The following is a 20,156-nucleotide window of genomic DNA, read 5'->3' on the forward strand; positions in this document are numbered from 1 at the left end:
GCGTGATCTTGCTCGTCGCGGGAGCGGCGGTCGTCTTCTCCGCATGGTCTGCGGTGGGCAACGTCGGCAACGCGTCGGCGGCAGCGGCGCAGTACCGGACGACGGCGGACGGCTACGCGTCCGCCGGATTCTCGGTCGAAGAGGCGCTGGCGGCTCCGGTGACGGTCACGCCGGGTGCGAATGGCGGAACGACGATCGACAATCCCGTCCGGTACGACTACGACGCCGCCGTCCGAGCGGCGGCGGTCCTCAGTCCGGTCGGGGGAGCGGGGGCGATTCTGAGTCTGGCTGTCTTCGTGTTCGAGCCGGTCCTGCTGTTCGCCGTCGGCCTGGTCGTGGCGACGCACGATCTGCGGACGGGGTCGATCGCGATGCGATGGCCGCAGGTGCGAAGACTTCGCGTCCTTCTCGCCGCGAAGGTCGCGGCGCTCGTCATGATTTCGGTCGGCTTCGTCGCCGCGCTGCTCGGGGCGGCGTCGCTCGCCGGCGCCGCGAGTGGCATGGGAGCGGGAACCTTCGGGGTCACGGAGGGCATGTCGGTGTCGCTCGTCGAACTCGTCGGTGTCGCCTGTGGGCTTGGGACGCTCGCGGCGCTGCTGGGTTTCGCGGCGGGCAGCCTGACGCGTGAACGCGGATTCACTCTCGTCGCTGTCGCGCTCGTCTACTTCCTCCTCCCTTTGGGTGGGAACCTCGACCCGCGGAACATCATCGCCGCGGCCGGGGCTCCGTGGTACGTCTTCGTCGGTGGCTTCCAGCCCAAGGCGATCGAGCCGCTGGGGGTTGCGGGGGCTGGAGGATATGGCGCGCTTCTCGCGCTTCTGTCGCTCGTCGTGAGCGTTGTCGTGTGGCGCGTGCGAGATCGCCTGCCCACGGATCTGTCCTGATCGCCGAGTCGGCTCCGGCGCGCGAACGGGGCTGCGCATCACGAAGATGCGGTGCGGGCGACGGGCGTGGGTCTCAGGTGGTCGCGGCGACGACGGCGTCGATGAGCCGATCGAGATCCGCACCCTCGACGCGGGGGCTGGGTACGGCATTGAGGTCGAGCACGGCATTGAAGTACAGGCCGTCGCTCACGAGCAGGACGATCTGAAGCGCCGTTTCATCGCGGGTGTGTCCGCGGAGGCTCTCTTCCCACAGTTCGCGCACCCGCCGCAGCGACGCGGTCGCCGTATCGTTCCCGTTCTGGGCGAGACGCGACACCGCGAGAATCGTGACGTCGAGAGCCGAGCCGGTGTTCTGCGACGACCGGATATGAGCGGCGACCGCTCCCTCTGTCGAGCGCTCGATCTCTTCGACGTCGGCCTTCGCGAGCTTCTCGAGGCGTTCGACGAGTGCGGCCTCGAGGGCGCTCTTGGAGTTGAAGTGGTAGAGGAGCCCACCCTTGGAGACGCCGGCCGCACGGGCCGTGGCGTCGACCGTCGCTGCTCGCTCTCCGTCGTCGACGAGGATGCGGGTGAATGCATCGAGGACGGCTTCGCGGGCGAGTGGGGGACGGCTCATGACTCCTCGATCGTAGTGGCGGACGGGGCTGACCGTCTGTTACTATACCGGCTGGACGGTTTAGAAACGGACTCGAAGAATGCTCACCTCGTCGTTGCCCACGCAAGACATCGCCGTGACCCGTGCCGGATGGCGCGGATGGTTCGCGCTGGCGGTGCTCATGCTGCCCGTGCTGCTCGTCTCGGTCGACAACACGGTGCTGAGCTTCGCCCTGCCCGAGATCGCCCTCGACCTGCAGCCGTCGAGCATCGAGCAGCTGTGGATCATCGACGTCTACCCCCTCGTCCTCGCGGGGCTGCTCGTCACCATGGGTACATTGGGCGACCGCTTCGGCCGCAAGCGCATGCTGCTGATCGGCGCGACGGGCTTCGCCGCCGTGTCTGCCCTGTCCGCGTTCGCGCCCACCGCCGCCCTGCTCATCGCCGGCCGCGCCCTGATGGGTGTCTTCGGGGCGATGCTCATGCCGTCGACGCTGTCACTCCTGCGCAGCATCTTCCGCGATCGTGACCAGCGTCGGCTCGCCATCGCCGTGTGGGCGTCCGGCTTCTCGGCGGGTGCCGCCCTCGGCCCCATCGTCGGGGGGTTCCTGCTCGAGCACTTCTCCTGGGGTTCGGTCTTCCTCATGGCGGTGCCCGTTCTCGTTCCGCTGCTGATTCTCGCGCCGTTCTTCGTCCCCGAGAGCCGCGACCCCGCGCCGGGACGATTCGACCCGATCAGCGTGGTCCTCTCGCTCGCGACGATGGTCCCGATCGTCTACGGCATCAAGAAGCTCGCCGTCGACGGGCCGAGCTCGCTCCCTCTCGGACTCTTCGCGGCGGGAGCCGTCTTCGGCTGGTTGTTCGTGCGGCGCCAGAAGAGACTTCCGACACCGATGCTCGACATGTCGCTGTTTCGCCGGGGCACGTTCTCCGGGGCGATCCTGGTCAACCTGCTGAGCGTGGTCGGCCTCGTCGGGTTCCTCTACTTCGTCGCACAACATCTTCAATTGGTCGTCGGGCTCTCGCCGATGATTGCGGGTTTCGCGCTCCTGCCCGGCCTCGCGCTCATGATCGTCGCCGGCCTCGCGGTGGTCCCCGTCGCCGCGCGCTTCGCGCCGCGCGTTGTCGTTCCCGTGGCGCTCGCCTTCTCCGTCGTGGCCTACCTGCTGGTCGCCCTGTCGACGGCTGATCTGGTGCAGCTCATCGTCGCCTTCGCGCTCCTCGGTATCGGCATCGGTGCGGCAGAGACCGTGTCGAACGAGCTCATCCTCTCCAGCGCCCCCTCGGCAAAGGCCGGGGCTGCGAGCGCGGTCTCCGAGACCGCTTACGAGGTGGGTGCCGTGCTCGGAACCGCGGTGCTCGGTGGCATCCTTGCCGCGTTCTACCGTTCCCAGCTGGTGCTGCCCGCCGGGCTCCCGGATGCTGCGGCCCAGGCGGCGCGAGAGACTCTCGCCGGCGCGGTCGCCGTCTCGCACACGCTCGATGACTCGGTTCTGGGGGAGTCGCTTCGTGTGGCTGCGGCGCACGCCTTCGATTCCGGCGTCGTCGTCACCGCGCTGATCGGCGCCGGCCTCATCGTCATCGCGGGTGTGATCGCTGCCACTACCCTGGGAGGACCCCGCAGCGCGTCGACGAAGTGACGTGCCCCGAGCTCTGAGGAGAGCGATGTCGCGTGTCGTGAAGCTGGCCGTCATCCCCGGTGACGGCATCGGTCCCGAGGTCGTCGCCGAGGCCGTGAAGGTGCTCGACGCGGTCACCGCCGAGTCGGAGGTCACGTTCGAGAAGACCCCCTTCTCGCTCGGTGCGGGCCGATACCTCGAGACCGGCGACACTCTCACCGACGACGATCTGGCCGCCATCGCCGGACACGACGCCATCCTGCTCGGTGCCGTCGGCGGAGTCCCGGGTGACACTCGTCTGAAGGACGCCAACATCGAGCGGGGGCTGTTGCTCAGACTCCGCTTCGAGCTCGACCACTACGTGAACCTGCGCCCGTCAAAGCTGTACCCCGGTGCCGGCGGACCTCTCGCCGACCCGGGCGACATCGACTTCGTCGTCGTGCGCGAGGGCACCGAGGGACCGTACGTCGGCAACGGCGGGGCGATCCGCCGCGGCACCCCCCATGAGGTCGCCAACGAGACGTCGGTCAACACCGCCTACGGCGTCGAGCGCGTGGTGCGCTACGCCTTCGCCCTCGCCGAACGGCGTCGGCACAAGCTCACGCTCGTTCACAAGACGAACGTCCTCGTGCACGCGGGCGGCATGTGGAAGCGGATCGTGGATGCCGTGGCATCCGAGTTCCCGGGGGTCGACGTAGACTACCTGCACGTCGACGCGGCAACCATCTTCCTGGTCACGAACCCGGGCCGCTTCGACGTGATCGTCACCGACAACCTCTTCGGCGACATCTTGACCGACTTGGCCGGCGCCGTCACCGGAGGCATCGGCCTCGCCGCTTCGGGCAACATCAACCCCGACGGCGCGTTCCCTTCGATGTTCGAGCCCGTCCACGGATCGGCGCCCGACATCGCGGGCACCCAGAAGGCCGACCCCACGGCCGCGATCCTCTCCGTCGCCCTCCTGCTCGACCACCTCGGGCTGACCGACGAAGCCGCCCGCGTGACCCACGCGGTCGAGGACGACATCGCGCACCGCGTCGGCGACCGTACCACCGCCCAGATCGGCGACGCCATTACCGAGCGCCTCCAGGCGTAACCTGGATCGATCGGCTCCGCTTCGCCCCCGCGCACGAGACTTTTTGGACGACTGATGACCACCATCGACACCGACCCCGACACCGGACTCGACCCGCTCGAGTTCGCCGTCACCCGCAACCTCGCGGCCAAGAGCACGACGGATCGCGACGCGATCCTCGCCAACCCCGGGTTCGGCCAGAGCTTCACCGACCACATGGTCGACATCTGCTGGTCGGTCCGCGGCGGCTGGCACCGACCGCGCGTCTCGCCGTACGGTCCCATCTCGCTCGATCCCGCCGCTGCCGTTCTGCACTACGGCCAGGAGATCTTCGAGGGCATCAAGGCGTACCGCCACGCCGACGGTTCGGTGCACACCTTCCGTCCCGACCAGAACGGTCGTCGTCTGCAGCGGTCGGCTCGTCGTCTCGCGCTTCCCGAACTGCCGGTGCCGTACTTCCTGCAGTCGTTGCGCGAGCTCATCGCCGTCGATGGGGCGTGGGTGCCCTCCGGCGAGGATCAGAGCCTGTACCTGCGGCCCTTCATGTTCGCGAAGGAGGCGTTCCTGGGCGTTCGTCCGGCGCACAAGGTGGCGTACTACCTGATCGCCAGCCCCGCGGGCGCCTACTTCAAGGGCGGGGTCCAGCCCGTGTCGATCTGGCTCAGCGAGGACTACTCGCGCGCCGGCAAGGGCGGAACGGGAGCCGCGAAGACCGGTGGAAACTACGCCGCGAGCCTCCTGCCGCAGTCCGAGGCGTACGAGAACGAGTGCGACCAGGTCGTGTTCCTCGACCAGGACCGCAACGTCGAGGAGCTCGGTGGGATGAATGTCGTGTTCGTCTACAGGGACGGCACGATCGTCACGCCCCAGTCCGACTCCATCCTCGAGGGCATCACGCGTGACTCGCTGTTGCAGCTCGCCCGCGACCGTGGACACCACGTCGTGGGGCACAACGTCTCGCTCGACGAATGGCGCGCGGGCGTGGCATCCGGAGACATCGTCGAGGTGTTCGCGTGCGGCACGGCCGCCGTCGTCACCCCGATCGGCGTTCTCAAGGGACGCGACTTCATCGACGAGCAGCCCACGGGCACGCTCGCGCTGGAGTTGCGCGAAGAGCTCACGAACATCCAGTACGGCCGCGCCGAAGACAAGCACGGCTGGCTCTACCGTCTCGACGCATAACGACCGTCGAGATCGGAGGGACTCCCGGATGCCGGGGGTCCCTCCTTCTGTTTCGTCCCGCGCCGACCCTCCGCTTCGACAGGCTCGGCCACCTCGGCTACCTGCGGAGCGGGAGGTGCGCGTCCCGGCACTGCGCGGTGAGGGCGAGGTCTCTGAGCCTGTCGACGGGACCGGGGATCTCGATGCGGTGTCGGACCCCGCGGATAGGCTGACACGGTGAAGATCGCTCGATTCAGCCACCAGGATGCCATTCGCTACGGGATCGTCGACGACGGCGAGCTCGTGGTCCTCGCCGGAGACCCGATGTTCGCCGGCTTCGACACGACGGGGGAGCGCGTGCCGCTCGCCGACGTTGCTCTTCTGGCCCCCGTCATCCCGCGTTCGAAGGTCGTGTGCATCGGCAAGAACTACCACGACCACGCCGCCGAGATGGGCGGCGAGGCGCCCGCCGAGCCCCTCATGTTCCTCAAGCCCAACACCTCGGTGATCGGTCCCGGCGACGTGATCGTGCGTCCGACGAGCCTGAGCTCGCACACCGACTACGAGGGGGAGCTCGCAGTCGTCATCGGACGGATCGCCAAGAACGTTCCCGCCGAGAAGGCGAGCGACTACATCTTCGGTTACACCGTCGCCAACGACGTCACCGCTCGCGATCTGCAGCGCAGCGACGGGCAGTGGTCACGCGCCAAGGGCTTCGACACCTTCTGCCCGGTCGGACCGGTCATCGAGTCCGACCTCGATCTCGAGACCGCCGCGATCACCACCCGCGTGAACGGAGAGGTGCGTCAGCAGGGTCCTGTCTCCGACATGATCCACGGCATCGGCGCCCTCGTCGCCTATGCCTCAGCCGTGTTCACGCTCTTGCCCGGCGACCTGATCCTGACGGGCACGCCCGCGGGCGTGGGGCCGTTCGTCGCCGGTGACACCGTGGAAGTCGAGGTCAGCGGCATCGGAGTGTTGCGCAACGCCGTGCGCGATGCCTGAGGCCGCTGCGCCGGCGGGCATCGACCTCCTCGCCGCGCAGCGCCGCACGGTGCGGGTCCTGGCGGCGGGGCAGGTGCTCACCGGCGTCGCTTTCGGGGCGACCCTGTCGCTCGGTGCCCTGCTCGCCGCCGACCTGTCGGGCCAGGAGGCGTTGTCGGGGTTCGCGACGGCCTCGGTCACCCTGGGAGCGGCGCTGACCGCGATCCCCCTGGCCCGACTGGCGGCGCGCCGCGGGCGTCGTTTCGCCCTCACGTCGGGCAATCTGGCGGCTCTCGTCGGAATCGCCGTGGTCGTCGCCGCTGCCGCCACGCGGACTTTTCCCCTCCTGCTGGTGGGCATCGCCCTCATCGGTGCGGGAAACGCGGGCACCCTGCAATCGCGGTTCGCCGCGACCGACCTCGCCAGCACGGCGCGTCGTGGTCGCGACCTGGCGACGGTCGTCTGGGCGACGACCGTCGGCGGCGTCGTCGGACCGCTGTTGCTCGCACCGGGCGAACTCGTCGGTGCGAGCATCGGACTTCCGCGGCTCACGGGCGCCTACCTGTTCTCGTTCGCTGCTCAGGCGTGCGCGTTCGGCCTGTATGCGCTCCTGCTCCGCCCCGATCCGCTGCTCCTCGCGCAGCGGCTGGACCGGGAGAAGACCGCGTCGGCCGTGGTGATCGCCGAGAGCGACCGGCCTCTCCTCGCGCGCTACGCGATGGGGGCCGTGGCGGCGTCCCACGTGACCATGGCGTCGGTCATGGCGATGACCCCGGTGCATCTGTCGCACATCGTCGCCCCGGATGCCGTGACCCTGGCGGTCGGGGTGACGATCGCCGTTCACGTCTTCGGCATGTACGGCCTGTCGCCGGTGTTCGGCGTCCTCGCCGATCGCGTCGGGCGCGTGCCTGTCATCCTTCTGGGCCAGGTCCTGCTTGCCGCCTCCCTCGTGGTCGCGGCCACGCTGTCGTGGTCGCAAGCGGGGATCCTCGTCTCACTCGCTCTGCTCGGACTCGGCTGGAGCGCCGCCACGGTGGCCGGGTCGGCTCTGCTCACCGAGGCGACGCCGCTGGCGTTGCGCCCGCGGCGACAGGGGCGGAGCGACACACTCATGACAGCGTGCGCGGCGGTGGGTTCCGTCGTCGCCGGGATCATCCTCGGTACGGCGGGGTACGACGGCCTCGCGCTCTGGGCGCTCCTCCCGGTCGCCGCGGTCTGTCTGGGCGCGGTTCTCGTCCGAACGTCCTCCCGCTGAGGACACGCGCGGCCTCGTCGCGTCCCCTGCTCCGTGGGCTGTGCGCCGGGGTCCCGGCTCCGGATCGGATCAGCGCGGAATCGCGTTCTGCGATGTTGTGCCTACCGGGCGGCCCGGGTTATCCGGAGCCCGGCAGAGCCGCTGCCGCCGCGCCCCTGGCGCCGAACGCCGCACGGCGCCGGCCGTTGCACGGCGCAGGCCGGCACGGCGCAGACGGCCGCGCGGGACGGGAGCCGCAGCACGGCGCCGGCCGCCGGGAACGCCCGCGGTGGCGGGCGAAACTCCTGAGAATCCGTCGGCGCTGGCCGTTCCGGGCCGCCTCAGCGGTCGACGACGAGTAAAACTCAGGAGTTTCGCACGGGCGCGCCGATGCAGCCGGGGCACGCGGATCAGATCGAGTAGCTGAGAGCGGCGGTCACCGGCTCGCTCGACACCGCACCGCCGTCGAGCGCGCGGAGCGCACGGTCGACATCGACGTCGTCGTTGAAGACGTGGAACGCCACGCGCGCGCGACCCGCGCGGCCCGATGCCGTGATGCCGTGCGACGACAACCGCGCGAGAGCGTCTCCCGTGGCATCCGGCCAGGTGACGATCGCCGAGGGGCGCTCCGGCTGGGCCAGGCCGAGGCCGGTCCGGAACCGGGCGGCGAGGCGCGTCGTGTGGATGTACGACTCGGTGACGTCGGCGTCCGCGAACATCTCGAGCGCGGGAGTCGCGCCGACGAATGCCTGCCACGCGGGCGAGATGTCGAACCGGCGGGCGTCGGGGGCGAGCGTCCCACCGGTCCCGTAGCACGACGACCACGGATCGTCGCCGGAGTACCACCCGGCCTGCACGGGACGCAGCAGACGGGAGAAGTCGGGCCGCACGGTGAGGAAGCCGACGCCGCGCGGACAGCACAGCCACTTGTACGCGTGGCAGACGGTGGCGTCGAACATCGTCGCGTCCACAGGGAGCCACCCCGCCGCCTGCGTGAGATCGCACAGCGTTCGCGCGCCCGCGCGGGCGGCCGCGGCGGCGATGCCCGCGGCATCCGCGACGTCCCCGGTCGCCGACTGCACGAGCGAGAAGGCCACGAGCCACGTCTCCGGCGTGACGGCGTCGGCCAGCTCGGCCAAGGGCACCAGGCGCAGGCGGACGCCGCGCCCGGCATGGGCGAACGGCGCGATGAGCGAGGCGAAGTCACCTTCGGGACAGAGCACTTCGGCGCCGTCGGGGACGGCCGCGGCGATCAGCGCCACCATCACCGAGGTCTGCGAGGCGATGGCCACCTCGTCCAGGGGCGATCGCACCAGCCGGGCGTAGGCGGCGCGCGCGTCTTCGACGGCGCGGGTGGCTGCGGTGACGTCCGGACGACCGGATGCCGCGGCGTCGAGGTCGGCGCGCACGGCGCGCACGGTCTCACGCGTCGGGAGGCCGAGGGTGCACGCGGCGAGGTAGTCGCGGCCGCCGACGAAGTGGGAGGCGAGGCTGCTCATGGGTCCAGGTTCGCGCGGACACGGACTATTTCACTAGAGCAGGTGTTGCATGAGAAGCATTGCCTCTGCTTATGTGTGGGAGTGTCTGACACCGACGACGAACTCGACGCCCATTCTCTGCGGGTCGTGAAGGCGATCGCCGACACCGGTTCCATCACGGCCGCGGCGCGCGCCCTCGGCTACAGTCAGCCGGCCGTCAGCCAGCAGCTGCGTCGTCTCGAACGCCGCGCCGGCATGCCGATCGTGGAGCGAGTCGGCCGAGGGGTGCGCCTCACCGAGGCGGGGCGAGTCCTCGCCCGTCACGCCGCGGCGGTGACCACGGCCCTCGACGCCGCCGCGGGTGACCTCGCCGAGCTGCGAGGTCTGCGGGCCGGGCGCGTGCGGATCGCCGCGTTCCCCTCGGCGTCGTCGACGGTCGTGCCCCGCGTCATCGCCGCGGTGACGGCGCGCCGGCCCGGGGTATCGATCAGCTTCGTGGAGGCCGAGCCGCCCGAAGCGATCGTGGCGGTCCGCGAGGATCGAGCAGACATCGCGCTCACGTACAGTTACCCCGGCGACCGTCGCGAACTCGATCTCGCGGCGAACGGCCTCTCCGTCCGCACGGTCGGCGGAGACGACACCGTCTTGGTGCTGCCCGTCGACCACCCCGCCGCCGAGGGCCCGATCGACCTCTCGCGTCTCGCGGATGAGCGCTGGATCGCAGGATGCCCCCAGTGCCGCGGACACCTTCTCGAAGCGTGCGCGCGCGCCGGGTTCGTCCCCGACATCGCGTTCGAGACCGACAACTACATCGCCGTCGAGAACCTCGTCGCCCAGGGCGTGGGGGTCGCGATCCTGCCGCGCATGGCCGTGGCATCCTTCCCTCTCCTTTCCGGTATCGCCGCGCCTCGTCTTCCGGATGCCGAGGCCCGCACGCTGCACGTGGTCACGGCGCGTGGAGCCGAACGCGTGCCGGCGGTCGGGGTGGCTCTCGAGGTCGTCGGCGAGGTCCTCGCCGACTATCCGCACCCCTCCGGTGTCGAGGTGGTCCGCCGGTAGGATCGAGGGGATGTCTGCCACGCCCGATCCCCGCACCACGACCGCCTCCGGCGCCGACGTTCGCGTCCGCTTCTGCCCGTCTCCGACGGGCCTGCCGCACGTGGGTCTCATTCGCACCGTCCTGTTCAACTGGGCGTACGCCCGGCACAACGGCGGCAAGCTGATCTTCCGTATCGAAGACACCGACGCCGCCCGCGACAGCGAGGAGAGCTACCAGCAGCTGCTGGAGGCCCTCCGCTGGATGAACATCGATTGGGACGAGGGCGTCGAGGTCGGCGGTCCGCACGCGCCGTACCGGCAGTCGCAGCGCCACGAGATCTACCGCGAGGTGCTCGACAAGCTCGTCGCGGCGGGAGCGGTGTACGAGAGCTACTCGACCGCGGAAGAGATCGACGCGCGCAACGAAGCGAACGGCCGCGCCAAGCAGCTCGGCTATGACAACTTCGATCGCGACCTGACCGAGGCGCAGAAGGTCGCGTTCCGTGCCGAGGGCCGTCAGCCCGCGTGGCGCCTGCGCGTGCCCGACCACGATCTCACCTACGTCGACCTCATCCGCGGCGAGGTCACCTTCCCCGCCGGTTCGTTCCCCGACTTCGTGCTCGTGCGCGCCGGGGGAGTGCCGCTCTATCCGTTCGTGAACCCGGTCGATGACGCCCTCATGGGCATCACCCACGTCATCCGCGGCGAAGACCTGATGCCGTCGACCGCCCGTCAGCTCGCGCTGTACTCGGCCCTCGTGGATGCCGGCGTGACGACGTTCATCCCGCGCTTCGGCCACATGCCGCTCGTGCTGGGCGAGACGGGGAACAAGAAGTTGTCGAAGCGCGACCCGCAGGCGGATCTCTTCCTGCAGCGTGAGAAGGGCTTCATCCACGAGGGGCTCCTGAATTACCTCTCGCTGCTCGGCTGGTCGCTCGCCGCCGACCGCGACGTGTTCTCGCTCGACGAGATGATCGCAGCGTTCGACATCGCCGACGTCAACCCGAACCCGGCGCGCTTCGACCAGAAGAAGGCGGAGGCCATCAACGGAGATCACATCCGCCTCCTGGATGCCGACGACTTCGCCGCTCGTATCGTTCCCTATCTCGCGGGCGCGGGACTGATCGACGAGCACCCCAGCGACGAGCACCGCGCGATCATCGCTGCCGCAGCGCCCCTCGTGCAGGAGCGCGTGCAGCTGCTCGGCGAGGTTCCGGGCATGCTCGGCTTCCTGTTCGTCTCGGACGTCACCTACGCCGAGGACGCGCTCAAGGGCCTCCCCGCGAACGCGGGCGAGGTGCTCGTGGCGTCCGTCGGCGCTCTCGAGCTGGTGCCCGAGACGGAGTTCACCGCCGCCGCCGTGCAGGAGGCGCTGTCGAATGCCCTCGTCGAGGAGCTGGGGCTGAAGCCCCGCGTCGCGTACGGCCCGCCGCGCGTCGCCCTCACCGGACGCCGCGTGTCGCCGCCGTTGTTCGAGTCGATGGAACTGCTCGGAAAGGCTGAGAGCATCCGCCGCCTCGGTGCTCTCGTGCAGCACCTCGGCTGAGGCGTTTCTGCGACAAACACGATGTCGGCGGCGGGCTTCGCGACGCGCGCGGGACGGCGCCGGTTTGGCGGACGGCCCCGCGTCACGTAAGCTTGATCCTCGGCACGAGTTCCGGCTCAGCGCCTTGGGGTATGGTGTAATTGGCAACACGGCGGTTTCTGGTTCCGTTGTTCTTGGTTCGAGTCCAGGTACCCCAGCAAGACGAAAAGCCCCGGTCACCGCACGAAGCGCGGAGAACCGGGGCTTCTGCTTTCGCCTCTCGTCTGGCGTCCCTGGTCCGACGCTGGTAGGCAGGACGTATGTCCACGACTGTCTCGCCACCCCGGCGCCCGTCGCCGGGCGCGCGCCGGGCGCGCCGCGAGCGACTGACCACGTGGATCACGATGGGCGTCGTCCTCGTCGTCTGTGCGATCGCCGGGTTCGGGGCGTACGCGATGGCGAACTCGTGGTGGGTCGAGGAGGCCCCCGCTCCCGCGGCGGACCAGCAGCTTCCTGACGGCCAGTCGCGATTCGATCGCGCCGGCACGGATTTCTTCACCCGGCAGGGCGTGGCCGTCGTCGGTGTGGCGGCTCCCGCCGCCGCGAGCGACCTTGGTCTCCCCGCCGACGGCGACACCCCGGTCGAGACGCTGGTGCCGCTGACCCTCGAGGTGCGGGGCACCGCAAGCACCCTTTCGTTTCCGGGCGTCTCCTGGTTCGCCGTGTCGACCGAAGACGACAGGCTCACGGCGGTGACGGTGGTGCCCGCGTCGAGCACCACGTGGACCGCCATCCGCACGGATCTGGAGCAGCGGGCGGCCGCCTGGGGATGGTCGGCGAGCGACGTCGAGGATCTCGCGCGGAAGGTGGGTGAGGCGGGTCGCGCCGACGGCGTGGCGCAGACGCTGAGCCTGCCCCCGACCACCGTCGACGGGATGACGGTGAGCGCGGACGTGACCGTCGACGCCGAGGCGCGCATCTCGCTGCGGTACGTCTTCACCTCCTGACCCCCGGCTCTCGGAGCGCGCGCAGAATGGGCACATGGGACTTTTCGTGCAGCGTCCGGAAGAGCCGAGCGAGTGGGCGGGCCTCCCCGGCGAGCCGCGCCGACCCCAGAGTCGCGCGGAGGTGCTGCCCGAGGATGACGGTCTGGAGTCGTCTCCGGCCGGCCTTCTCGGAGCAGCAGAGGGCCGGCTTTCGTCGATCGCGATTCCGCTCGACGCGATGACGCCGGACGGGGTGCACCCGACGTCCACGTCCCTCGCGGAAGATCCTTCGCAAGACTGACGTCGCTCGACCGATCTGCGGCCGACGGGCGGGCGAGCGGTCCCGACGGTTCGGGCGCGCGGCACCTCTCGACTTAGGGTGAAGCAGTGCGCGTCCGTTCCCTTGCTGCTCTCCTCCTGCTGGTGGGTACCGCGCTCGCAGGGTGCGCATCGCCGCTGACGGCACCCACACCGACCCCGCGCCCGAGCGCGAGCATCACCTCCCCGACGCCCACCGCGACCACGGTCGGCTGTGGAGTTCCCGCGCCCGATCCGGTCGGGAAGACCACCCCGGGCACCCTTGCGGTCGACGGACAGGACCGCACGTTCGCCGTGCACGTCCCGGCCGACTACGACGCCGCGACGCCGACGCCGGTCATCCTCGCTTTCCACGGTCACGGAATGTCGCCGACCGCTCTCGAGGGGTTCAGCGACCTCGACGACAGCGGGGCACTGGTGGTCTACCCGAAAGCGGGAGGCGCGTCCCAGAAGGACGGATGGCAGGGGGCTCCGTACTCGTCCGGGCTCGACGACGTGGGGTTCGTCTCCGCGCTCATCGACGCGGTTTCGAGCCGGTACTGCGTCGACGCCGACCGGGTGTCGGCTGTCGGCATTTCCAACGGCGGCGGCTTCGTCGCGCTGCTGGCCTGCACTCTGCCCGACCGTATCGCCGCCTTCGCCGTCGTGGCGGGCGCCGTCTATCCCGCCTACAACCCGGGATGCCCCACCGCGCTTCCGGTACCGGTCATCGAGTTCCACGGCACGGCCGACCCGGTGACGGCGTTCGACGGCGCTGATCGCAACGGTACGCCGTTGGCATCCGTGTCGCGGTGGTTGACCCGCGAGGCGCAGAGGAACGGCTGTGCGCCCCAGCCGACCCGCACCAGACTCGGCTCGGACGTGGACCAGAGCACCTGGACCGGATGCCAAGGGCGCGGCGCCCTGATTCACTACCGCATCAATGGGGGAGGTCACACCTGGCCGGGTGCTGTGGCCCAGAGCGGTCCAGGCGTGACGACCCAGACGATCTCGGCGACGGACCTGATTCTCGCCTTCTTCGCGGATCACCCGCTCACCTGAGGCGCGCGCGGCGCAGCAGCCCGTGCCGGCGCACCCGAACCCGGCGCCCGGCTCGCGGGCGCGGCGAACGCATCGGCCTCGTGCGCGGGGAATGACCCCGGCGACATCGTCGACGCCGGGCCAGCCGCCTCAGGTGAGACAAGGCGGCTCGCGATAGCATCCGGGTCAACAGCGCCGCGGGTGGTCCCGGTCGGAGGAGGTCTGGCGTGAAGCATTCGTCGTTCGTCGTGGTCGGGCTGATCTCGACCGGTCTTCTCCTGACCGGATGCGTGCAGAGTGCGGACCCGTCTCCCGGTCCGGCGACGGACTCCGGGGTATCGGGATCGGCGGCGACACCGGCGCCGTCGGCGAGCGCGCAGGCTCTCCCTCCCACGATCGTGTCGCCGGGTGACCTGGACGGGAGGGATGTGTCGGTCGTCGTCGGCACCGCCCTCGTTGTCGCCGCCCCCGACGGAACGGAAGCAGATTGGACGGGGACGACAGCCGATCGCACGATCGCGGAGTTCTCGGCGGGCGGCGCCTCGGAAGGCGCGACATTCCGTCCCGGCTTCGTCGCGCGTGCGACAGGGACGACAGACGCCACGCTCACCAGCCCCGACGGCACACAGATCTCCTTCCGCATCTCCGTGGTCGCCCCCTGACACGCGGGGGCGATCCGGCGCGGTGCCGGGAGGTCGCGGCATCCGTTCTTCCTGATCCCGCAGGGTGAAGTGCAGGGTGAGGGGCCGCGAGGGATGTCCCGGATCCGCCGCGAAACGGCCTCGCACGGAGGGCTGGCGTCGCCAAATCCCACGGGAGACGGGTACCGCTGCCACCGCCCCGATACTGTGAGCCGCATGGGGCCGGAGAAGACGACGAACGCGCGCATTCCTGAGCGACGACGCGGCGCGCTGAGCATTCAGTCACGCCTGTTGATCATGCTGCTGGTGGTCAGCCTGCTGAGCGCCGTCGTGGTGGGAGTGGTGGGCTCCGTCAGCGGGCGAGAGTCGTTGCGCGACGAGGTCGTCGACAAGGTGACGGCGATGCGCGAACTGCGCGCGGGGGAAGTCACGGCGCTCCTCGGCGAGGTTCAGCGCGAGTCGGCGCTGGCGACCAACAACGCCAGCGCACGTGGGGCATCCCAGGCGCTGAACGCGGGATGGGACGAATTGGCGGCCCGCCCTCTCACCGCGGGCCAGGAGAACGAGCTCACGGCCTTCTACAGCGAGACGTTCCTGCCACGGCTCGAGAGCGCGACCGGGGAGGACTTCAGTGACCGGGCGTTCGTCCCCGATTCCGTCGCCGGGCGGAACGCGCAGTACTTGTTCACGCGCCAGGACGGCACGGCTGATCGCCCCGCGGCCGACCCGGGCGACGGCAGCTCGTACACGGCCGCGTATCTCAGCGCCGATCAATACTTCTCCGAACTGGTCCGCACCGTCGGCTATACCGACGTGGTGGTCACGAACGTCGACGCGGATGTCGTCTACACCGCCGGGGGAGGTGTCGACCTCGGCACCAACCTCGGTGAGGGGCCCTTCCGCGAAACCCACCTGGCACAGGGGGTGCGCGATGTCGTGGCCGACAACTCCGTCAACGCGGTCGTCACCACCGACATCGAGGAGTGGGCCCCCGCTCTCGGCTTCCCCGTGATGTGGGTCGTGTCGCCGATCGGAGACGACGACGGAATCACCGGGGTGATGGCACTACAGGTTCCGGTCAGATGGATCAACGATGTCATGACCGGGTACGGGCAGTGGGAGCAGCAGGGCTTCGGTGCGACGGGCGAGACCTACCTCGTCGGCGGCGACCACCTCATGCGGTCGAACTCGAGACGCCTGATCCAAGATCCCGAGGGGTACGCCGCGGCCGTCATCGCCGACGGTACGACGGCGGAGACGGCCGAGCGCGTCACGAAGGCCGGCGGCACGGTTCTTCTGCAGCCGGCCCGTGGTGCGGCCGTCGACGCGGCGATCGCCGGGCGGACGGGTGCCGAGCTGTCGGAGCAGTACATCGACGGCGAGAACGTCACGGCGTACGCTCCGCTCGACATCGACGGGCTGGACTGGGCCATCGTCGCTCGGATGGACGCCGACGAGGCGTTCGCCCCGGTCTCCGACTTCACGCGCACCGTGGTCCTGTCGACCCTCGGGCTGATGCTGCTGGTGAGTGTGCTCGCTCTGGTGTTGTCGCAGTCGTTCACGCGCCCTCTCCGCCGCCTCGCCACGGCGGTGCAGAGCCTGGCCGATGGAGACTACGAAGCGCGCGTTCCCGTCCGCGGGACCGACGACGTCGCCGATCTGGCGACCGCGTTCAACGAAATGGCGGCGGGACTCCGCGTTCAGCAGGAGCTCATCGAGCACCAGCGGTCAGAGAATGAACGCCTCCTGCGCAGCATCATGCCCGAGAGCCTCGCCGAGAAGTATCGCGAGGGCGAGGAGACGCTCGCCGAACGTCACGACGATGTCGCGGTGGTGTTCGCCGAGCTCGTCGGATTCGATGACTTCTCCCGCGACCTGGATGGCCGCGCGGAGACGCTCGCGCTCAACGACCTCATGCGTGGCTTCGACGAGGTCGCCGCACGCTGCGGGGTGGAATCGGTGCGAACTCTGCGCGGCGGCTATCTCGCCAGCAGCGGGCTCACGGTGCCGCGCGTCGACAACGCCCGCCGCGCCGTGGAATTCGCCCTCGGTATGCGCGAGAGCGTCGAGCGCTTCAATGCGCGCAACGGATCGGCCCTCGATCTTCGCGCCGGGGTCGACACCGGCAGCGTCACCAGCGGGATCGTCGCCCGCGCGAGTCTCGCCTACGACCTCTGGGGAGACGCGGTGCGGCTGGCCTCGCGACTGCGTCGAGCGGGCGAGGAGCCGGGGGTGTTCGTCACCGGCGCCGTCCGAGACCGCGTCGAGGGGCTGTTCGAGTTCGTCGAGGCCGGATCCGTCGAGGTCGACGGGCGCTCCTCCACCGTCTGGCAGGTGTCGTGATGCCCGCGGTCTTCGACGGTGCGGCGATCGGGTGGGCGATCGCGGTCGTCGTGGCCGTGCCGGTGCTGCTGGTCGTGCTGACCGAGGTCATCGGCATCCTGCGTCGCCGTCGAAGCCCCGTCGTGAAACCCCTCGCGCTGCTGCGCAATTGGGTGGTTCCCTTCGGGGGGCTCGTGGGTCTGCTCGTCTTCGCGACACGCTCGGAAGAGGATCTGGTGTGGCCGCGCGTGGTGGCCACCATCTTCGGTTTCCTCGTCATCCTGCTGTCGCTGAGCGTGCTGAACGTCGCCGTCTTCGCGACCGCCCAGCGCGGCACGTGGCGCGAGCGCATTCCCACGATCTTCGTCGAGATCGCGCGCCTGCTCCTCGTGGTGATCGGCGTCGCGTTCCTCTTCTCCTTCATCTGGGGAGCCGATGTCGAGGGCGTCATCGCCGCGCTCGGGGTCACCTCGATCGTCATCGGTCTGGCGTTGCAGAACGCCGCGGGCGGTATCGTCTCAGGCCTGCTCGTGCTGTTCGAACAGCCGTTCCGTCAGGGCGACTGGATCACGACCGGGGGTACGACCGGCCGGGTCGTCGAGGTGAACTGGCGAGCGCTGCACATCGACACGGGCTCAGGGTTGCAGATCATCCCGAACGCGGGTCTCGCCGACGCGTCGTTCTTGAATCTCAGTCGCCCGGCCGGTCCGTTCTCGGCAGTGGCGACGGCCACGTTCGCGCCCAGCGACCCGCCCCATGCGGTCATCGCCGTGCTGCGCCAGGTCGCTGAAGACCTTCCGTCGCTCGTCCCGGGCGGCGAGGCGAAAGTCTCCAATGTCGGCGCGGGCGCGTGGCAGGTGTCCATTCCGCTGGATTCCCCGGTCGCCGCCTCCGACGCGCTGAGCACCTTCCGGTCCTGGCTCTGGTACGCGGCGCGGCGGCGCGGGCTCTCGCTCGACAAGGTCGCTCCGGACGCCACGGCCGACCGATCGGAGCTCGAAGCGGCGCTGAGCGGCTCCACGCGGGCGTTGCACCTCGACGACGAGCTGCGCCGCGACGTCTCAGAGGAGGCGCGGGTCGAGCACTATGGGGCCGGTGAGGTCATCCAACGCGCCGGATCCGCGACGCACGAGATCCTGCGGATCATGGAGGGGCGTGTCGCGCTCGCCGACCCCGACGGCGAGATCCTGCCCGCAGCGGTGGAACGTGGGGAGTGGCTGGGCACGGCGGCATTGAGCCGTGAGCGCACCCCGACGACCGCGACGGCGATGACCGTGGTGACGGTGCTCGTGCTCCCGGTCGCGCTGGTCGACCGTCTCGCCCGGCTCCGACCCGCGCTCGCGCGCGATCTCGGAGCGGATGCCGAGACCCGGCGCGCGCAGCTGCGCGACCGCCGTGAGGCGCGCGGGAACGGAGCCCGTTTCGCAGATCAGTGACGAACGAGGCCTGCGGGTGGCCCTCCAGATGACGATCGTGTGACAGCGTGTGGCGGGCGCAAAAATAATCTGAAAAATTCCTTCACATCGTGCTTCACTGTACGCACCCCGTCCGTACACCTCTGAGGCCCTGATGAAAAAACCCTGGATCACCGCCGGCGCGGCGCTCGTCGCCGTCGTGCTCGCCGGCACCGTCGCCGGCACCGTCGCCGTCGCGCACAACGACATACCCGCACCGGCCGGTGCGGACTCGCACGCCGCAATCGCGGCATCCGCCATCGATCTCGACCGCGCGGGATCCTTCACCCTCGCCGAGAGCGAGGGCGCGACCGCTGTCGCCGATAGCCGCGTGATCGCCCCCGCGCCCGAGGCGCGTACCGAGGTGCCGGTCACCCTCGACGTGAAGAGCATCGAGCAGTACTGGCTCTGGGCCAGTGGGGTCGAGGTGACCGCGCACGGGTTGACGCCCGGTGCCGAGGTCGAGATCGGCATCGTCTTCGCCTCCGGCGCGACGAAGCACTGGGCTCCGATCGTGGCCGACGCCGACGGCACCGTCGTCACCCGCGTGCGTACTCTCGACGTCGACCCCGAGAACACCCGTCCTGAGGCGGGCCTCGCACAGATCAGGGTCACCTCGTCGGCAGGTGAGGCCGGCTCCGTGCTGCTCGACATCACCGCCACGGCGGAGGCACTCGACATCAGCGCCGACCCGACATCGATCAGTCAAGACGAGTTCCTCGATCGCCCCGTGACCATTCGTGCCAGCGGCTTCACGCCCATGACGAAGGTGTTCTTCAACCTCGGAATGCCCGACACGACCATGTTCGCCGTCGGCGAGAACGAGGGTCTCCACTCGGACGAGAACGGCGAGTTCTCGTACGAGCTGCAGGTCAACTCCGTGAACGCGCAAGTGGGGACCTGGCTCCTCAGCTTCGTGTCCGATGACCTCAACGGCTCCGGCACCTTCGAGGTGACCCCCGGCGCGGAGCGTCGCGCCGACAAGACGGTCACCCCCGCCAGCCGAGAGATCACGGCGGCCGACTTCGCCGCCGAACCCGGTATGCGGTTCACCCTCGACGGCTTCCTCCCGTTCGACACCTACGAGCTGCTCTTGACCACGTCTCGCGGGTACACCGCGTCGCTCGGCATCTCTCGCACCAACGGTGAAGGGCATGGCACCAACGCCATCACGAGTCCCGCAGGCGTTCCCGAGGGCGAGTACACGGTGACCGCGCGGTCCACGACGACGGGCGACTACGCCACCGGCAGCTTCGACGTCACGGGCAACCCGTCGGTGCCCGCGTCCGACATCTCGCTCTCGGCGAGCACCGTGGACGCCCGAAGCCTCGCCGATCCGGCAGGCGGAGTGGTCGTTCAGGGACGCGACATCCCGACCGGAACGAGCTTCCGCGTGTCCCTGCGCAATGCGGCCTGGGAGCGGCAGCCGCTGCTCGTAGGAGCCGACGCGTACGCGAACATCGGAGACGACGGGGTCCTCGCCCTTCCTCTCGTCACCCTCGATCCCTTGGCCGCCGGCACCTACACGGTCTGGATCGAAGGCGGTGGGGGAGCTGCGGCCTACGACGTGCACCTCCCGCTGGAGGTGACCGCAGCCCTCACCGGGCTCACGACGCCGGAGACCGCGCCCTCGCTCGCACCCGAGCAGCGACTCGCGCCCGTCGAGGAGGCTCCGGCGCTGCCCCAGCCGGCACCCATGGCACCGACGTCGCCCGCGCCCGCACCGACAACGCCCGCCCCTTCCACCCCGACCCCCGACCCGTTCGAGGATGCGGCGCCGACCCCGGCGCTTCCCGTCCCCACCGTGCCCACCCGTTGAGTTC

17 protein-coding genes and 1 tRNA gene are annotated in these 20,156 nt (G+C 69.9%); 16 read left to right on the forward strand and 2 right to left on the reverse strand.

Annotation, left to right across the window (positions count from 1 at the left end):
• The first annotated feature begins 2 nt into the window (after nt 1–2).
• The gene (locus PIR02_15265) at nt 3–884 is read left to right on the forward strand and encodes a hypothetical protein (protein ID WZH36109.1); all 882 of its coding nucleotides are present in this window, start codon (nt 3–5) and stop codon (nt 882–884) included.
• A gap of 73 nt (nt 885–957) precedes the next feature.
• Here PIR02_15265 and PIR02_15270 read toward each other — a convergent pair whose 3' ends face one another.
• Nucleotides 958–1,500: a TetR/AcrR family transcriptional regulator gene (locus PIR02_15270; GenBank protein WZH36110.1), complete on the reverse strand. Its 543-nt coding sequence runs from the start codon at nt 1,498–1,500 to the stop codon at nt 958–960.
• A 79-nt stretch (nt 1,501–1,579) separates the two neighbouring features.
• On the opposite strand from PIR02_15270, the gene PIR02_15275 reads away from it, so the two are divergent.
• The 5 genes from PIR02_15275 (at nt 1,580) to PIR02_15295 (ending at nt 7,572) form a co-directional block, all read left to right on the forward strand.
• A complete protein-coding gene (locus tag PIR02_15275) occupies nt 1,580–3,118 on the forward strand; it encodes an MFS transporter (GenBank protein WZH36111.1) in 1,539 nt (512 codons plus the stop codon).
• A 25-nt stretch (nt 3,119–3,143) separates the two neighbouring features.
• Entirely contained in the window at nt 3,144–4,193 is a 1,050-nt protein-coding gene (locus tag PIR02_15280) for a 3-isopropylmalate dehydrogenase (GenBank protein ID WZH36112.1), read from the forward strand.
• Between the two features lie 54 nt (nt 4,194–4,247).
• On the forward strand, nt 4,248–5,354 hold the full coding sequence (locus PIR02_15285; GenBank protein ID WZH36113.1) for a branched-chain amino acid aminotransferase: 1,107 nt from the start codon (nt 4,248–4,250) through the stop codon (nt 5,352–5,354).
• A 216-nt stretch (nt 5,355–5,570) separates the two neighbouring features.
• Complete coding sequence (locus tag PIR02_15290; protein WZH36114.1) at nt 5,571–6,338, forward strand: fumarylacetoacetate hydrolase family protein; 768 nt, start codon at nt 5,571–5,573, stop codon at nt 6,336–6,338.
• On the forward strand, nt 6,331–7,572 hold the full coding sequence (locus PIR02_15295; GenBank protein WZH36115.1) for an MFS transporter: 1,242 nt from the start codon (nt 6,331–6,333) through the stop codon (nt 7,570–7,572). The genes PIR02_15290 and PIR02_15295 overlap by 8 nt, the downstream gene beginning before the upstream one ends.
• A 389-nt stretch (nt 7,573–7,961) precedes the next feature.
• On the opposite strand, the gene PIR02_15300 is transcribed toward PIR02_15295, so the two are convergent.
• Nucleotides 7,962–9,050: an aminotransferase class V-fold PLP-dependent enzyme gene (locus tag PIR02_15300; protein WZH36116.1), complete on the reverse strand. Its 1,089-nt coding sequence runs from the start codon at nt 9,048–9,050 to the stop codon at nt 7,962–7,964.
• Between the two features lie 81 nt (nt 9,051–9,131).
• On the opposite strand from PIR02_15300, the gene PIR02_15305 reads away from it, so the two are divergent.
• The 10 genes from PIR02_15305 to PIR02_15350 all read left to right on the forward strand — a co-directional run bounded on the left by PIR02_15305 (nt 9,132) and on the right by PIR02_15350 (nt 20,152).
• A complete protein-coding gene (locus tag PIR02_15305; protein WZH36117.1) occupies nt 9,132–10,088 on the forward strand; it encodes a LysR family transcriptional regulator in 957 nt (318 codons plus the stop codon).
• Nucleotides 10,089–10,098: 10 nt separating this feature from the next.
• On the forward strand, nt 10,099–11,613 hold the full coding sequence (gene gltX / locus PIR02_15310; protein WZH36118.1) for a glutamate--tRNA ligase: 1,515 nt from the start codon (nt 10,099–10,101) through the stop codon (nt 11,611–11,613).
• Between the two features lie 125 nt (nt 11,614–11,738).
• Nucleotides 11,739–11,810, forward strand: a tRNA-Gln gene (locus PIR02_15315).
• A gap of 102 nt (nt 11,811–11,912) precedes the next feature.
• Nucleotides 11,913–12,599 (forward strand): hypothetical protein, encoded by a 687-nt coding sequence (locus PIR02_15320; GenBank protein WZH36119.1) that lies wholly within the window; start codon nt 11,913–11,915, stop codon nt 12,597–12,599.
• A gap of 34 nt (nt 12,600–12,633) precedes the next feature.
• Nucleotides 12,634–12,879, forward strand: a complete 246-nt coding sequence (locus tag PIR02_15325) for a hypothetical protein (protein WZH36120.1) — start codon at nt 12,634–12,636, stop codon at nt 12,877–12,879.
• Nucleotides 12,880–12,965: 86 nt separating this feature from the next.
• On the forward strand, nt 12,966–13,937 hold the full coding sequence (locus tag PIR02_15330; protein ID WZH36121.1) for a PHB depolymerase family esterase: 972 nt from the start codon (nt 12,966–12,968) through the stop codon (nt 13,935–13,937).
• Between the two features lie 206 nt (nt 13,938–14,143).
• Nucleotides 14,144–14,578 carry a hypothetical protein gene (locus tag PIR02_15335; protein WZH36122.1) on the forward strand — a complete coding sequence of 145 codons (435 nt, stop codon included), beginning with the start codon at nt 14,144–14,146 and terminating at the stop codon, nt 14,576–14,578.
• Nucleotides 14,579–14,773: 195 nt separating this feature from the next.
• Nucleotides 14,774–16,900 (forward strand): adenylate/guanylate cyclase domain-containing protein, encoded by a 2,127-nt coding sequence (locus tag PIR02_15340; GenBank protein WZH36123.1) that lies wholly within the window; start codon nt 14,774–14,776, stop codon nt 16,898–16,900.
• Nucleotides 16,900–18,315, forward strand: a complete 1,416-nt coding sequence (locus PIR02_15345) for a mechanosensitive ion channel family protein (protein ID WZH36124.1) — start codon at nt 16,900–16,902, stop codon at nt 18,313–18,315. Before PIR02_15340 ends, PIR02_15345 begins: the two co-directional genes overlap by 1 nt.
• A gap of 133 nt (nt 18,316–18,448) precedes the next feature.
• Nucleotides 18,449–20,152: a hypothetical protein gene (locus PIR02_15350; GenBank protein ID WZH36125.1), complete on the forward strand. Its 1,704-nt coding sequence runs from the start codon at nt 18,449–18,451 to the stop codon at nt 20,150–20,152.
• The last annotated feature ends 4 nt before the right edge of the window (nt 20,153–20,156 follow it).

Origin of the sequence: Microbacterium enclense (assembly GCA_038182865.1) — a bacterium.
Taxonomy (GTDB): domain Bacteria; phylum Actinomycetota; class Actinomycetes; order Actinomycetales; family Microbacteriaceae; genus Microbacterium; species Microbacterium enclense_B.

Coding starts and splice junctions, on each gene's coding strand:
- PIR02_15270 (WZH36110.1), bottom strand. CDS start 1,500: ATGAGCCGTCCCCCACTCGCCCGCGAAGCCGTCCTCGATGCATTCACC.
- PIR02_15275 (WZH36111.1), top strand. CDS start 1,580: ATGCTCACCTCGTCGTTGCCCACGCAAGACATCGCCGTGACCCGTGCC.
- PIR02_15350 (WZH36125.1), top strand. CDS start 18,449: ATGAAAAAACCCTGGATCACCGCCGGCGCGGCGCTCGTCGCCGTCGTG.
- PIR02_15345 (WZH36124.1), top strand. CDS start 16,900: ATGCCCGCGGTCTTCGACGGTGCGGCGATCGGGTGGGCGATCGCGGTC.
- PIR02_15300 (WZH36116.1), bottom strand. CDS start 9,050: ATGAGCAGCCTCGCCTCCCACTTCGTCGGCGGCCGCGACTACCTCGCC.
- PIR02_15285 (WZH36113.1), top strand. CDS start 4,248: ATGACCACCATCGACACCGACCCCGACACCGGACTCGACCCGCTCGAG.
- PIR02_15280 (WZH36112.1), top strand. CDS start 3,144: ATGTCGCGTGTCGTGAAGCTGGCCGTCATCCCCGGTGACGGCATCGGT.
- PIR02_15295 (WZH36115.1), top strand. CDS start 6,331: ATGCCTGAGGCCGCTGCGCCGGCGGGCATCGACCTCCTCGCCGCGCAG.
- PIR02_15320 (WZH36119.1), top strand. CDS start 11,913: ATGTCCACGACTGTCTCGCCACCCCGGCGCCCGTCGCCGGGCGCGCGC.
- PIR02_15325 (WZH36120.1), top strand. CDS start 12,634: ATGGGACTTTTCGTGCAGCGTCCGGAAGAGCCGAGCGAGTGGGCGGGC.
- gltX (WZH36118.1), top strand. CDS start 10,099: ATGTCTGCCACGCCCGATCCCCGCACCACGACCGCCTCCGGCGCCGAC.
- PIR02_15340 (WZH36123.1), top strand. CDS start 14,774: ATGGGGCCGGAGAAGACGACGAACGCGCGCATTCCTGAGCGACGACGC.